The organism is Halioxenophilus sp. WMMB6 (assembly GCF_033283405.1).
Lineage (GTDB): Bacteria > Pseudomonadota > Gammaproteobacteria > Pseudomonadales > Cellvibrionaceae > Halioxenophilus.
In genome coordinates, this window is sequence record NZ_JAWMQR010000003.1 from 156,412 (window position 1) to 171,900 (window position 15,489).

Annotated in this window: 11 protein-coding genes and 1 CRISPR repeat array (1 of these 12 only partly in view); of the genes, 3 read left to right on the forward strand and 8 right to left on the reverse strand. The window is 51.1% G+C overall.

What is annotated here, in order from left to right; all coding sequences use genetic code 11:
• Positions 1-41: 41 nt before the first annotated feature.
• The 4 genes from SBL51_RS09685 to SBL51_RS09700 form a co-directional block, all read right to left on the reverse strand.
• Positions 42-536 carry a GNAT family N-acetyltransferase gene (locus tag SBL51_RS09685; protein WP_317930720.1) on the reverse strand — a complete coding sequence of 165 codons (495 nt, stop codon included), beginning with the start codon at positions 534-536 and terminating at the stop codon, positions 42-44.
• A gap of 84 nt (positions 537-620) precedes the next feature.
• The gene (locus tag SBL51_RS09690) at positions 621-1,235 is read right to left on the reverse strand and encodes a cation transporter (RefSeq protein WP_317930721.1); all 615 of its coding nucleotides are present in this window, start codon (positions 1,233-1,235) and stop codon (positions 621-623) included.
• Between the two features lie 824 nt (positions 1,236-2,059).
• On the reverse strand, positions 2,060-2,956 hold the full coding sequence (locus SBL51_RS09695; RefSeq protein ID WP_317930722.1) for a DUF2182 domain-containing protein: 897 nt from the start codon (positions 2,954-2,956) through the stop codon (positions 2,060-2,062).
• Positions 2,957-3,589, reverse strand: a complete 633-nt coding sequence (locus SBL51_RS09700) for a DUF1326 domain-containing protein (RefSeq protein WP_317930723.1) — start codon at positions 3,587-3,589, stop codon at positions 2,957-2,959. It abuts the gene before it with no gap.
• An 85-nt stretch (positions 3,590-3,674) separates the two neighbouring features.
• On the opposite strand from SBL51_RS09700, the gene SBL51_RS09705 reads away from it, so the two are divergent.
• A complete protein-coding gene (locus SBL51_RS09705) occupies positions 3,675-3,899 on the forward strand; it encodes a hypothetical protein (RefSeq protein WP_317930724.1) in 225 nt (74 codons plus the stop codon).
• A 22-nt stretch (positions 3,900-3,921) separates the two neighbouring features.
• On the opposite strand, the gene SBL51_RS09710 is transcribed toward SBL51_RS09705, so the two are convergent.
• A complete protein-coding gene (locus SBL51_RS09710; RefSeq protein WP_317930725.1) occupies positions 3,922-4,752 on the reverse strand; it encodes an alpha/beta hydrolase in 831 nt (276 codons plus the stop codon).
• A gap of 261 nt (positions 4,753-5,013) precedes the next feature.
• Here SBL51_RS09710 and SBL51_RS09715 point away from each other — a divergent pair, with 261 nt between their 5' ends.
• Positions 5,014-5,676 carry a hypothetical protein gene (locus tag SBL51_RS09715; RefSeq protein ID WP_317930726.1) on the forward strand — a complete coding sequence of 221 codons (663 nt, stop codon included), beginning with the start codon at positions 5,014-5,016 and terminating at the stop codon, positions 5,674-5,676.
• A gap of 259 nt (positions 5,677-5,935) precedes the next feature.
• On the opposite strand, the gene SBL51_RS09720 is transcribed toward SBL51_RS09715, so the two are convergent.
• Positions 5,936-6,484, reverse strand: a complete 549-nt coding sequence (locus SBL51_RS09720; protein WP_317930727.1) for a hypothetical protein — start codon at positions 6,482-6,484, stop codon at positions 5,936-5,938.
• A 192-nt stretch (positions 6,485-6,676) separates the two neighbouring features.
• On the opposite strand from SBL51_RS09720, the gene SBL51_RS09725 reads away from it, so the two are divergent.
• On the forward strand, positions 6,677-7,180 hold the full coding sequence (locus tag SBL51_RS09725; RefSeq protein WP_317930729.1) for an autotransporter outer membrane beta-barrel domain-containing protein: 504 nt from the start codon (positions 6,677-6,679) through the stop codon (positions 7,178-7,180).
• Positions 7,181-7,891: 711 nt separating this feature from the next.
• Here SBL51_RS09725 and SBL51_RS09730 read toward each other — a convergent pair.
• Together SBL51_RS09730 and SBL51_RS09735 are read right to left on the reverse strand one after the other, a co-directional pair.
• Positions 7,892-8,542 carry a hypothetical protein gene (locus SBL51_RS09730; protein ID WP_317930730.1) on the reverse strand — a complete coding sequence of 217 codons (651 nt, stop codon included), beginning with the start codon at positions 8,540-8,542 and terminating at the stop codon, positions 7,892-7,894.
• Positions 8,542-9,090 (reverse strand): hypothetical protein, encoded by a 549-nt coding sequence (locus SBL51_RS09735; protein ID WP_317930731.1) that lies wholly within the window; start codon positions 9,088-9,090, stop codon positions 8,542-8,544. Before SBL51_RS09735 ends, SBL51_RS09730 begins: the two co-directional genes overlap by 1 nt.
• A 415-nt stretch (positions 9,091-9,505) precedes the next feature.
• Positions 9,506-15,489: direct repeats of the CRISPR family, unit length 32 nt; unit sequence GTTTCAATCCACGCGCTCGTGATGAGCGCGAC; it runs 329 nt beyond the window's last position.

Here is a 15,489-nt window from a genome sequence, read left to right on the forward strand (position 1 = left end):
TAATGCGCAGAAAATTTCAGGATCGATCTTTCACAGCACCCTTAAGCCGGTTTATCAAACCGCAGAAAAACCATCTCCAAATCCCCATCAACATCCAGGCGCTCGTCAAAATCGCCGTCGGCAACCGCCGCCACAGCCGAACGCCAAAAATTCAGGGCACCATGATTCTCCTTTAACACACGAATCTGCCACGGCCCCGGGTGCCGTTCCACCAGGGTGGCAAAGGCACGTTTACCTACACCCTTCCCCTTAAACCTTCGCAGCACAAAAAACTGTTCAATATCGTTCACCTGGGGAGCGCCCGGATACGGCCTTAGCAAGACAAACCCCGCCAGGCTGCCATCGGCATAGATAAAATAGGGGCTATAACCGGGCTTTTGCCAGTAGCTATCCAACGACGAGCGATTAAAAGGGTACTGCCCGCTGCTATCCAGCTCCCAGGGCATAAATTGAGAGAACTCATAAACGTAGTAGGTATAGAGGTTCTCCAATATTGCGCGGGCGGGCTCTTCTATTGCTTTTAAAGTAACTTCCATAATCGACGATTGTGAGTGCTTTTTGCTTTTTAATTGCCGTTATCTATTTACTCAGCGACCGCTTGTTCCATCACACGGGTGATATTAACCCGAGCAGCTCGACGACTGCCGCTCCTGCCGGGCATCTTTCAGTATGGTTACGCCGCCGCGAATCACCACGATGGCGATCAGTGTGCCGATCAATAGATCGGGCAGCCGGCTGCCCAGCAGCGCCACCAGCAGGCCGGAGACAATCACACCCAGGTTGGCGATAACATCGTTGGTGGAGAAGATCCAGGAGGCGCGCATATGCACACCCCCCTCCCGGTGCTTGGCGATTAATAACAGGCAGCTAATATTGGCCAACAGCGCAACCGCCCCCACACTCATGATGAGCATACTCTCTGGCTCACTGCCAAAGATCAGCCGCCGCACCACCTCGAACAGCACACCAACCCCCAAGATAATCTGCAACCAGCCACTCAGCGCCGCCGAGCGGGATTGTTGTACCACCCCCTTACCCACGGCGTAGAGCGACAGACCATAGACCGTGGCATCGGCCAGCATATCGAGGGAATCGGCAATCAAGCCGGTGGACTGCGCCAACCAGCCCAACACCAGCTCCGCCACAAACATCAGGGCGTTAATGGCCAGCAGTGTGATCAGTGTGGTGCGCTCCAGCTGCTCGGCCTGCTCCGCCCCGCATCCGCAATCCGACATTGTTATCTACCCCTAAGATTTCCACCCAGCGCCCGACTATAACGCGCCCTAAAACGGGCGTACAGTGCCGCCAATTCAGCCGAAGGCTAACCGTTGTAGGTGTAGAAAAGCCACTGACTCTTCCGGGTGGGCAGGGCTTTATACAAGCGTTGCGCGGTGGTGTTGTCGGGGGCAGTAACCCACTGCAACGCACCCGCCTGCCTGTGTATAGCTTCAGGAGAGCGGACCTTTTTTGGAGGCGAAGGGAGTAATTTGCTTTGCGGTTGGAGCGTTTCGCTCCGACGATGGGCTTTTGGGCCCAAAAATGTGTTCAAAATTTCAGCGACATTGGCGCTCTTTGCTCGGGTGCCTGTGCATAGCTACCCGATAACCGGGCTCTTAGCGCCAACACCCTCGCTTCGAGCGCCAAAAGTCGATGCTTTTTACACAGACAGCGACATTATATGCACGGGTGCCGAGTTGATATGCACAGCTGCTGAGGCTTTTTGCTCCAATGTCGAAGCGAGTTACACCGATGTCGGGGCTTTTTGCTCTACAGTCGAAGCGTTTTACGCTGGCACCTAGCGGCCTTTCTAAGGCACCGATGCGTTTGTCAAAAACGCAACCGCCTTATACCCGAAGTGCGACCAGGCATGCACTGGGGCCTATAGACACCACTCAGCGCTTAAAGGGCCATGGTGCAGCGCCTACGAGGGTAACTACCTCGTTCAAGCCAGCGGTGAAGGTAATCCGCAGAGTGAGTCTGAACGCTTGGATTGGAATAATAACGGAGGGAAGGACCGCTGGTACCGCTAACGGCGCAGCGCAAGCAATTCAGGCACAGTCTAAACGGTCAACGCCAAGCTGCTCAGACCGAATCCGATAAAGATGATACCCGAAAGATAACTGAGCCAGCGTCCACCGGGGATGAGCTTTTCCGCCAATACAAACGCGGACAGCAATGCGATGGCAAACAGATTCATCACGCCGGTAACAAACAACACCAGCATTAGAATCCAACAGCAACCCACACAGTAGGCGCCGTGATGCAGCCCCATATAAAATGCGCCGGTATAACCCTCGCGCCAATCTCGCATCAGAAATGAGAGCGGCGAACGGCAGTGTTGCAGACAGGTCTGTTTGAGTTTGGTGAACTGAAAAACGCCGGCGCCGATCAGAATGGTGTTTACCAAATAGGGGACGCCGACTTGCATATCGCTGCGGATTAACGCGTGTTCATGCAACTGCCATTGCAGCAGTGTGGCCAGCAGCGAATAGCCGCTCCACACGACAATATAGCCACTGACAAAAATATAGGTCGGCACAACGTTGCGCTGTGAGCGAGCGCGCCGCTGATTAACGGAGAGAAAGGTGAGAATCATGGGGCTGGCCGATGGCAGCATCATGGCCACCATCATCACAGCCCACATAAGAAACAGCAGCAACAGATCGAGCGCGCCCCACGCGGTGACCATTGAGTTCATCGCGGATGAGTTCGCAGACAAGGCCTCCCCGGGCATAGAGCTCATGGACGTTGAGCTCATATCCATAGAGCTCATTTCCATTGAGTCCATCGAACCTATATCCATTGACTGCATATCCATTGACTGCATATCCATTGAACTCATAGCCAATGCCATGTCGATTAAATACCACCACGCCAGCGTTACCATCAGGGCGAGCCCGATGATCAGCAGCCACTTCTCGCGGTTCGTCCTTTGCTGGAGCTGTTCGGCAAACATCTAAGCGGCGCGGTTGGACCAGTCGAAGTTGTAATAGATCCAGTTCGAATTGCTCGCCCCCACATCCACACCTTCGGCGCTGGCTTTAAAGGTGCCGCTGCCGCACTCGCCACGCGTCCAGATAAAACCGGTGGGAAGATCAACAAAGGCGTGATGCGGCTCGCCGGTAACCGGGTTTTTAAAGGTTGTGCCCTGAGCTTCAGCAACCCCTTCGGCGCAGAAACTGCTGTCGGTGCCTTTGCCTGTAATCGTGATGGGCGTTTTGCGCAAGCCCACCACTTCAAATGAGGGGCCGAGCAATTCCCATGGCATACCACCGAGGTCACCGCTGAAGACTTGCGCCAGTGCATTTATCTGATCATCGGTGGTCTCGGGTTCGACGACGAATACCGCTTTGCCGTTGCCCTCGTGAATGGCTTTAGGCCAGTTGACGATGGCGGCGCATTTGAGCCCACTCACATCCACGTTGCCAACCTTGCCGCGTTTAATATCCAGGCCGACAAAGGCTCGGCAGCTGCCGTCTTCCGAATTCGGAAAACCACCAAAATTACAGCCACAGCCAAAATCGCAATTACAAAATTCGTAGCCGGTGCCAGTTAACGTCCACGCTTGTTTCGGTTCGTTGCTAGTCATGGTCACCCTCCGTTTATCGAAGTAGGAAGGCGTAATTATTTGCCTGTGCGGACCTAACTGCAATGATGAATATGACGACTGCGGCGTGATATTTAAAATCGGTTCGAAACGCAAAGTGTTAATTCGCTTGGATGCTAAAAAGCGGTTTGATAGCGGCTGTATTTGGAAGAAAGGAACATTTGTAGCAGCCATTTGCCACAGAATACAAGAGATCCACGTTGCCGCTTTTGTCGATGCCGATTACAAAAACTATCGGGCAGCTGCAGCCCTGTTAGTCTTCATTTGGCTGTCCGCTGTAGCGATTTGTTGAGCGCGACCGTCCCATTCGAAGCTCATCGTAGGGGATTGCGGTCGAGAAATTCAGAGACCACCTGCGTGACTTCCTCGGTGCGTTCAAAATGGAGCGCGTGGCTCGAACCGGGACCGTCGAAGCAGGCTATCTCCGCACCCGCGATCGCGTTTGCCACCTCCTCGCATTGCCTGCGCGACGTAAGCAGATCCTGCTCGCCAGAGAGCACAATGGTCGGCGCTTTAATCTCCGGCAGCCGACTGAGTGTGTCGTGAGCAAAGGCAGCCTGCCACTGTTCACCGACCACCCGCACCTGTTCCAGCGTTTGTGGGAAAAGGGGAATGAAGGGCTTGAATATGGCTTGAAACTCCGGGGCGTTGAGGAGTTGAGGCGAGAAGAGGATCCCCGACGCCGTGAGTGCGGCGGTTATGTCGCCAGTGCTCCACGTGGACCGCAGCCCGGTAAGCACCGCGGTCTGGAAGCCATCGCGGCGTGCCCATGTCCCGTTCAGCACAAGGCTGCCGACGCGCTCTGGGTGGCGCAGCGCTAACTCCTGGCAGGCAGCACTGCCGAGTGACCAGCCGAAAACGTGTGCCCGCTCGATGCCAAGGGCGTCGAGCACTGCGGCGGCATCATCGGCCATGCTGGCCACACTGATCTCTCCCCGTCCGCGCTCCGAGCCTCCGAGGCCCCGGTTGTCGAATGAAATGATGCGGCGGCTTTCAACAAGCGATGGCTCGAGAGGGCTCCATAAACCGAGCGACCCGGCAACGCCCATAATCAGGAGCAGAGGCTCACCCTCACCAACGTCGCGGTACGCGAGGCGTGGCCCGGTTGATGCGACAACGCTTCCAGTCGGGGTAACTATAGCCATCGCCACCTCCCTTTCATTGCGTTTTATAAAATTGGCAATACACTCATAGTAAGCCTTATTTAACGCAATGTTCAGCTATTTTCTGCTTGTCGCTGCTAGGTATTTGCTTCGTATCTGTGTGTGTCTTATAGCGTTTACCTGTCAGATTGCACAGCCCCCAAACCTTAACATTAGGACAACCCCAAACTAACATTGCCGCGCCACTAGAACTTCGTGTATAAACCCAGTAAAGATTATGGTAATTCGCCCAACAGGAAGTACATGCTCCGTTTATTCTTTTCTACACTCCTTCTCATCAGTTTCAGCAACTTACTATTTGCCGAGGAATTTTCACCCGCTCATTTCGGAGAGGCTGAAGAGATATTTTTTAAGAAGCTGTCACTACCCAAACTACCTGAAGGTGAAACCCTGCTGATCCGTTGTAGCAGTAAGCTTTCTCGACGGGGCGGATTGAGAGAACTAACCTGCTTTACTAATCGCGATGAGCTAGACATATCCCACGACTATGTGAAAGCCATCGACTACGCTGCCCGGTATTTAAAAATTGAACCAGCAGTCGTGAATGGCAAAACAATCTCGGTTTACTTTAATTTTGCGCTAACAGTGCAACAAAAGGACGGCAGGCAATATATAGAACTTTTCAACAATCACCTTTACAACTACAAAACACTTGGTAAAAACTATATTTCTGCACAGCGCTACGACTTTTCCCCCTGGCAGTGCAATCTAAAATCAAAAATGCCTGTGAATATGAGCATGGAGGTTTCCGCTTCGGGTGAGGTTACCAACATTCAATCCTCACGTTCTTTCGAGAACAACTTTTGTGCCCGGAGAGTGCGCAGCGTTATTGAGCAAAGCCAATTTATTCCCGCCATGAAGGATGGGCAACCACAGCCATCCACCTATGTGGAAACCTTCTACTAGCCGAACAACACCTCACCGCAGCTTTACCAGGCCAGATAAAACCCCTTGCAGGTCATTTCAGCTCCTCAGAAATTATTAAGATTTCAAACAGATCCAAAACACTATCGCACCGTCTATCAAGACACCAACAGTAAGCCTTTGGTTCGTTTAACGAGAAGGGGCCTATTAACTACGGCACCGCCAACACGGGCAAATGGAGCACAACGAAGCCAGCCCCAGCTGTAGTTTACCGCAGCATAGTGCTTGGCTTTGTCATGCATTAGAATTTGTAGCCCACCCTAAAATAGACAAATGTAGCCTTAGCCATCGTTTCAGTTGGGTAACCCACTATTTGGAACTTTATACCAGGCCCTATCACAACTGACTGGTTAATGATTACACCAGCATCTACTTTCATTTCACCCAATGCTCGATATTTCTCACTTTGCAGGTTAAATCTTGCAGCGCCTACACCGAGCGACATACCAACGTAGGATGAAAGCGTATTATTTATTTGATGCTGATCTTCTTGTCTAAGGCCGACTACCAAGGATGAGTATTGATCTTCCGGTAATTTCATTTCGGACTCATCAACATCTGTTACGGTATATTCAACATACCAATGGTTGCCTTCACCAAGATTTAACTCAACCGATGCCGCGACGCCCCTATCCAGGTTGTATTCATCATAATTGTCTGGAAATAACCCTCCCTCATCTTTATCCCCGTTTACTTTTGCATAAGGGGCATAGGTGACATTCAATCCGGAAGCGTTACATAAATCGGAAAACAGCAGTAACAACGCGATACAGAGAAACTTATTTTTCATTCTTGATGGATTCTAATTTTGGGCTGATTAACGCCGGCCGAAACCGACGCGTTTGTAGTGGGCGAAGCGAACGAATAATGCGTCCAAGTTGACGGCATTGTATGACCAAGCTCACCCATCAATTTCTATTCCTTTAAAGCGTGGCCAATAATTAGCAACAATTTATGGATCGAACCTTACATTTGACAGCGGGTGTCAAATGTAAGGCTTGACCCTGGTCTCCCGCTGTTTGGCTTTGCGGCCAGTGCCGGTTACCAATTGGCGTTAAACGAGTGGGTAACCTTGGTGCCGGCGGTTGGTGTGCAACTGCAAAGCCTCGAGCTGGATGAATTTACCGAGCAAGGCGGCATGAACCTGGCGGTAGAGTATGAAGATACCACCCTGGTAACCGCCAATGCCGGAGTAACGGCGATGGTCAAACCTTACCGTTTAAATAACCACTGGCAGGTAACACCCACGGCCGAACTTGGCTGGCGCCACGACTTTAGCGCCATAGAAGAGGAGCTCACTGCCCGCTTTGATGCCCAGAGTTTCCAACAGCAAGGCTACCAGCGCGATACCGACCAAGTAACCTTAGGGGTGGGCGCAGCCTTTATTAACGACAGCGGGTTCAATATCCAGCTCAATTACAGCGGTGCATTCAGTGGTGATAGCAGTCGCAGCCAGGTCGCAGTGGGTGTGAGTTACGCTTTTTAATTAATGGGGGAGTTTATATGTGGGCGGGGATTACCTCGCCCTTTTTTATACGACGCCGGTGGGCCGCTGAAGTATTTTTTAGGGTGGACAAGTAGGAAATTAGCAAAGGCAATTAGCAATATGCCAATAATAAGCCTTATTTCTCGTGAAATTAATATTCAAGATTTATCAAAAAAATTAACACGCTTATCATCAGCACCCAAGACAACAGGGCTTGAACCCAGCATAAGGCTTTCAGGAATCCGCCAAGCTCAAACTTAAGAAACCCCAACAATGATACAAATTGAGTCATCGAAAAGCTTTCATTAAATCCAGATGTGAACGCAGATGGAGAGCCGATCTCTCGATAAACGTTAATGTGATTTCTCTCCAGGAGGATCAATATAGCAGTATTGTTAATCACCGAAACCAGAACCATAAGAACGAATATTGTGGTCACCATTCACACTCACATTCAATTTTTATAATCACATTAATATCTACAACACCCATAGCAACTTGTATAAATAGGACAAATCCTCCCCCTTCTTATTGCCTTCGATCCAATATTAGGCAATTACATCTTCGAATTTTGCAATTATGCTGATAAAGAACATCCAACATTTCTCTTGTGTAGAGAAATGTTCAGCAATTTTCTGCTTGGGACTGCGATGTGCTTGGTTCGTTTAATGTATTTTTATGTGGATGCCTTATTAACTTCAACCTGTTACTTCAGTGAAACTCACTTTTAAGCTCATTTTCTTCGGTAAGATAAAGAGGTAAGTTTAAATTATTTGAGCGCAAAGAACCGAACCACATTTGACCGCCGCCTACATGAAAACAGATGCCTTCTTCTCTAGCTTTTCGAAGATAGCTTTGTGCATCTAATGCACCGTAGCCATTTACATTTTGGAGCATTAATTCCGTATTTATCGGTATATACGCGACATAGATTCTAGATGATTTATAAACAGCTCCAGAGAGCAGTTCGTAGCCAAGCTTGTTTTGGGAACATGGTACTACTTGAAAGTAAAGGTGATGAGTGTACTTTTTTGCCATACCTTCCAAATCAGAGTTGGAACTAAACCTTACAGAAAGAAACGGACCAAGCGCCTTTTTATAAGGCAGCCCAGGATATGGGCGCACCACAACATCGTCTTCATAAATCTCATCTGTTGTTAAAAATCTACTTGACTCTATAGCGATTTGACGAGCGCAGCTCGATAAAAGCATAGTCGCCACAGCCGGCACCAGAAACATGCACATTAGTCTGAGCAAAATACGCCACCTAACACCGCCAACACAGGCAGACTGGAGAACAACGAAAGAAGACCAGGCTGTAGTTTGCTTCGCCATTGCGATTGGCTTGGCTTTGTCATGCATTAGAATTTGTAGCCCACCCTAAAATAGACAAACGTAGCCTTGGCCATCGTTTCAGTTGGGTAACCTACTATTTGGAACTTTATCCCAGGCCCTACCACAACTGACTGGTTAATTATTACACCAGCGTCTACTTTCATCTCACCCAATGCACGATATTTTTCACTTTGCAGGTTAAATCTTGCAGCGCCTACACCTAGCGACATACCAACGTAGGATGAAAGCGTATTATTTATTTGATGCTGATCTTCTTGTCTAAGGCCTACTACCAAGGATGAGTATTGATCTTCCGGGAATTTCACTTCGGACTCATCAACATCTGTTACGGTATATTCAACATACCAATGGTTGCCTTCACCAAGATTTAACTCAACCGATGCCGCGACACCTCTATCCAGGTTGTATTCATCATAATTGTCTGGAAATAACCCTCCCTCATCTTTATCCCCGTTCACTTTTGCATAAGGGGCATAGGTGACATTCAATCCGGAAGCGTTACATAAATCGGAAAACAACAGTAACAACGCGATACAGAGAAACTTATTTTTCATTCTTGATGGATTCTAATTTTGGGCTGATTAACACCGGCCGAAACCGACGCGTTTGTAGTGGGCGAAGCGAATGAATAATGCGTCCAAGTTGACGGCATTGTATGACCAAGCTCACCCATCAATTTCTATTCCTTTAAAGCGCGGCCAATAATTAGCGATAACTAATTATCGGAATCCTTGCCCGATTATGCACAGATCTTAGAGATCGTTAGCAAGCATGGGCGGGGCTCCGACCCGATAATTTAACTCGATCAGTCGAGGCACCCCTAGGGCATAAAGGGCTTCGAGCCCGAATTTAGCAAGGAAGAGCTCCTATGGCAATCAGGTTCAGGGCCTAACATGGGTGTCTTATTAACTTCGGGTGTCTTATTAACTTCGACGCGCCGGCACGGTTACTACCAACGATGTTGAGCTGGTTTCAATCCACGCGCTCGTGATGAGCGCGACAGTATAGAGCCCCTTTCTGTAGTTGAAGTAGTTACGTTTCAATCCACGCGCTCGTGATGAGCGCGACCGATATCGCAAACCCAATGGTTAGTTTTCCGCAGGTTTCAATCCACGCGCTCGTGATGAGCGCGACGTACATTAATTAGTGTTGTGGAGTTTCATAAATCGTTTCAATCCACGCGCTCGTGATGAGCGCGACTTTGAGACCACGCCGGAATAGTTGTTCCATTCGGTTTCAATCCACGCGCTCGTGATGAGCGCGACTTATTTTCGTCGTAACGCTGGGCGATTCCGTGGGTTTCAATCCACGCGCTCGTGATGAGCGCGACGACCGCGAGCATGGAGTCAACTGCAGCGTTTGCAATGTTTCAATCCACGCGCTCGTGATGAGCGCGACATTATGGGCGAGACCGGGATACCATGGCTGCTTGGTTTCAATCCACGCGCTCGTGATGAGCGCGACGGCCAAACCGGGTCCCTAACTCGATCAAATCTACTGTTTCAATCCACGCGCTCGTGATGAGCGCGACACCGGTATACTCATCCAAAATAACGTCGGGTTCGGTTTCAATCCACGCGCTCGTGATGAGCGCGACTAGGATATGACGAGGCCAAGTTTCAGGAGGCAATGTTTCAATCCACGCGCTCGTGATGAGCGCGACCTTCCAGGTCGTCCAGGGGGGTGCGGCGTGACGTGGTTTCAATCCACGCGCTCGTGATGAGCGCGACATTAAATCATTTACCTCTGACCTATTCCACTTATGTTTCAATCCACGCGCTCGTGATGAGCGCGACCGGAGATAACGCCTACCTGGGCGTGCGGATCGATGTTTCAATCCACGCGCTCGTGATGAGCGCGACACAGCTGATCATTGATGGCAACAGGTACTACCTGTTTCAATCCACGCGCTCGTGATGAGCGCGACACACGCAGGCCAGTGCTTATGCCAACCCTGGTGTGTTTCAATCCACGCGCTCGTGATGAGCGCGACTAAAGAGATAGGGTTAAAGCCCTCTGTTGGATTTGTTTCAATCCACGCGCTCGTGATGAGCGCGACCTTCGGTCATCGGACTAACTTTGTACTTATACTGTTTCAATCCACGCGCTCGTGATGAGCGCGACCCTTCACCAATCTGTACGACAACCGAGATTTAGAGTTTCAATCCACGCGCTCGTGATGAGCGCGACTTTGGCATCTTCAGGATGTGCCTGGCCGGACTGGTTTCAATCCACGCGCTCGTGATGAGCGCGACATTTGCCAAGGGCAAATTTTGGTTCTTTTACAGTGTTTCAATCCACGCGCTCGTGATGAGCGCGACCAGATATTATTAACCGTTTTTCACCCCCAAGCGAGTTTCAATCCACGCGCTCGTGATGAGCGCGACATAATCCATCGAATAGTTGGGTAGGCATGCAAGGTTTCAATCCACGCGCTCGTGATGAGCGCGACGCCGCCTACCCTCACTTGCACACGATAACTACCTGTTTCAATCCACGCGCTCGTGATGAGCGCGACGGCCGGGGGGGTGGGTAAATCTCTACAGTCTAACGTTTCAATCCACGCGCTCGTGATGAGCGCGACCTGGCCACTGCGTCGCGCACAGTGGGCGTAATCGGTTTCAATCCACGCGCTCGTGATGAGCGCGACCTTGGCTTTGCGTAAAGCCGGCCCGGAAATTACCCGTTTCAATCCACGCGCTCGTGATGAGCGCGACGCCTCCCGTGGTATGCGTTACTCGCATCTGCCGATGTTTCAATCCACGCGCTCGTGATGAGCGCGACAAATTATTTGGTGTGAAGTCCAGTGAAGTGGTGTGTTTCAATCCACGCGCTCGTGATGAGCGCGACGAAAATGACTGGCTAAGCGTTGATTTGAGCGCTGGTTTCAATCCACGCGCTCGTGATGAGCGCGACTTCGGCAGGCAGGACTACGCCAGCGACGTATCGAGTTTCAATCCACGCGCTCGTGATGAGCGCGACCCTGAATCTCTACGGCTTCCGCGCTACGGATCCGGTTTCAATCCACGCGCTCGTGATGAGCGCGACGGAAAAAGTGGATGTTCAAACTGGCATGACAGTGGTTTCAATCCACGCGCTCGTGATGAGCGCGACAGTTCGACAACTTTTTCTGCCCAGTTCCTAGCCTGTTTCAATCCACGCGCTCGTGATGAGCGCGACCTTGATTTAGTTAGGCAAGGTGTGTACATGGCATGTTTCAATCCACGCGCTCGTGATGAGCGCGACTCAGCGATACGCAAAGTCTCACCATCCATGGTGTCGTTTCAATCCACGCGCTCGTGATGAGCGCGACAGAAAATAGCGCTTGGGTCTATCAAAGACCCTGGTTTCAATCCACGCGCTCGTGATGAGCGCGACGGGGCTAATTGGGTTTATGATCTATACCTAAACAGTTTCAATCCACGCGCTCGTGATGAGCGCGACAAAGCCTTGATAGAGCGCTCATCTTTCATTAGATGTTTCAATCCACGCGCTCGTGATGAGCGCGACCTAGATGGGATTTTAGAACTAAGGCGGTTGGTTAGTTTCAATCCACGCGCTCGTGATGAGCGCGACCAAGCGCCGACACTGGACGAGGCAAAGCTTGTCAGTTTCAATCCACGCGCTCGTGATGAGCGCGACTTAAGCACCTCTGCCATTGTTGGAGCCATGGCAAGTTTCAATCCACGCGCTCGTGATGAGCGCGACTGAGGCGCGTAGTGTCTTTAAGATCACTAAAGATGTTTCAATCCACGCGCTCGTGATGAGCGCGACACTGCTACCGGGGCGCTTACAACGCCGGCAATATGTTTCAATCCACGCGCTCGTGATGAGCGCGACGCACCGCATTGGTTGAGATCAGCTGCCGATATGCGTTTCAATCCACGCGCTCGTGATGAGCGCGACAGATAACGGATCTATCTGAGCGGTTATCGATCGGGTTTCAATCCACGCGCTCGTGATGAGCGCGACGGTGATACGCGAAACACCGACTCCGGCCACTCCAGTTTCAATCCACGCGCTCGTGATGAGCGCGACTGGGTCATCGGGATTAAGGCCCCACCGCCGCATGGTTTCAATCCACGCGCTCGTGATGAGCGCGACTGTTCCGCTGGTCGGCGCTGTTGTGTAAGTAATCGTTTCAATCCACGCGCTCGTGATGAGCGCGACACTTTGAGCCGTTTGAAAATTCTGCATGGATTGAGTTTCAATCCACGCGCTCGTGATGAGCGCGACCATCATCTATCCTATCTGTATTGGCGTTAAACAGTTTCAATCCACGCGCTCGTGATGAGCGCGACTCGATACTATGCACTTGAGGGATATACAATGAGTGTTTCAATCCACGCGCTCGTGATGAGCGCGACGGTTGCAGCGCCGCGAACCAAATTTGCATAGCCTGTTTCAATCCACGCGCTCGTGATGAGCGCGACCTCCTTTTCTCCTTCAATTATTTTGCCGCCGACGGTTTCAATCCACGCGCTCGTGATGAGCGCGACAAACGGATCGTCGCCCAGGTAAGCAGCATCTAGAGTTTCAATCCACGCGCTCGTGATGAGCGCGACGGATTTCGCATTAGAAGGTGTTGTCAGAGAATTGTTTCAATCCACGCGCTCGTGATGAGCGCGACCGTTATATCATCGTTGACGTTTTCGTACAAGTGGGTTTCAATCCACGCGCTCGTGATGAGCGCGACACGGGTGGAAAAACTATTGCCGACACCAACATGGTTTCAATCCACGCGCTCGTGATGAGCGCGACACTTGTCTAGAATGCTCGTAATTATGAGGATTAGGTTTCAATCCACGCGCTCGTGATGAGCGCGACAATTCCTAGGTTACATCGACACTGAAGAACGAGACGTTTCAATCCACGCGCTCGTGATGAGCGCGACAAATGCGAAAAACCAACAACGCCGCAATATTCCAGTTTCAATCCACGCGCTCGTGATGAGCGCGACTGGATACCCGGTAACCTTTGCTGCTTACCATTTCGTTTCAATCCACGCGCTCGTGATGAGCGCGACGTTAGGCAGCTGGTGAGCGACTTAAAAGCAAAGGGTTTCAATCCACGCGCTCGTGATGAGCGCGACCGACCGTAAGGCCCGTAACGCGGCTGCTATTCGAGTTTCAATCCACGCGCTCGTGATGAGCGCGACCTCGCTAGTCGGTAAGCTGGCAGTCGTAGTGGAGGTTTCAATCCACGCGCTCGTGATGAGCGCGACGACCATGGCGAATAACGTAACTTACAAACAAATTGTTTCAATCCACGCGCTCGTGATGAGCGCGACATTTTATGACTGGACCAGGCCATCAATCGCTTATGTTTCAATCCACGCGCTCGTGATGAGCGCGACCAATTCGTAGAAGTCGAACTCCTGCTCGCGATCGGTTTCAATCCACGCGCTCGTGATGAGCGCGACACAAAACAATTTTTTTGGAGTACTGAATAATGAGTTTCAATCCACGCGCTCGTGATGAGCGCGACCAAACCCCCCAGCACATTAAATCTCAAATGGTGGTTTCAATCCACGCGCTCGTGATGAGCGCGACGGAAAAAGTGGATGTTCAAACTGGCATGACAGTGGTTTCAATCCACGCGCTCGTGATGAGCGCGACTTTCTGCTAGTGATGATTCAATTAGTGTTAAATTAGTTTCAATCCACGCGCTCGTGATGAGCGCGACTGTTTACCACAGTTCCTGTAGGCACAATGACAAAGTTTCAATCCACGCGCTCGTGATGAGCGCGACGGGTGGGTTTTACGATTACACCCTGGCGTTTAGTGTTTCAATCCACGCGCTCGTGATGAGCGCGACGCGGCCAGGCAAACATGGTCAGAGCCATAAAAGAGTTTCAATCCACGCGCTCGTGATGAGCGCGACTGTTTAGAATATGTCTCTGCAAACGGTATCTATTGTTTCAATCCACGCGCTCGTGATGAGCGCGACTTTCTCGCCCTGGTAATGGCGGCAATATTTGTGCGCAAATAAGATGTTTCAATCCACGCGCTCGTGATGAGCGCGACCCAAGTTTGCACTTGGTAACAGCCAAAAAAAAGAGTTTCAATCCACGCGCTCGTGATGAGCGCGACTTTCAGCGGGTTTATACCAGGTCTGGTGGATCAGTTTCAATCCACGCGCTCGTGATGAGCGCGACGAACTCCCAGATATACCCAGGCCGGCGTGGAAAGGTTTCAATCCACGCGCTCGTGATGAGCGCGACGCACTACTCAGCAGCTTCGATTTTTGCCTACTATGTTTCAATCCACGCGCTCGTGATGAGCGCGACGCATGGCGAACATCGAGCTCACAAAATTTCGCAGTGTTTCAATCCACGCGCTCGTGATGAGCGCGACACTGGTGGAATGGACCCTTGCACGTTGTTATCAAGTTTCAATCCACGCGCTCGTGATGAGCGCGACGGAGGTGCCCGTCGAATCTATCGTAAGATTCTCGTTTCAATCCACGCGCTCGTGATGAGCGCGACCTACGTCGCCCCAGTTCATAGCGTCACCCTATTCAGTTTCAATCCACGCGCTCGTGATGAGCGCGACTGGGCGGTCGGGTATATAATCCCGATCGTCTCCCAGTTTCAATCCACGCGCTCGTGATGAGCGCGACTGCCAAGGGTTATGGTCCAGCCTTTGTGAATCATGTTTCAATCCACGCGCTCGTGATGAGCGCGACCTTGAGTTAATCAGGCAAGGTGTTTACATGGCATGTTTCAATCCACGCGCTCGTGATGAGCGCGACCCCGACCACCAACTTCATTGGTTTCAGCATTACTGGTTTCAATCCACGCGCTCGTGATGAGCGCGACTGCCGCTGGCGCCGCGAATATCATGGATGATTTAGTTTCAATCCACGCGCTCGTGATGAGCGCGACCTATGAAACGCACCAGATTAAAACCAGAAGCCAGGTTTCAATCCACGCGCTCGTGATGAGCGCGACC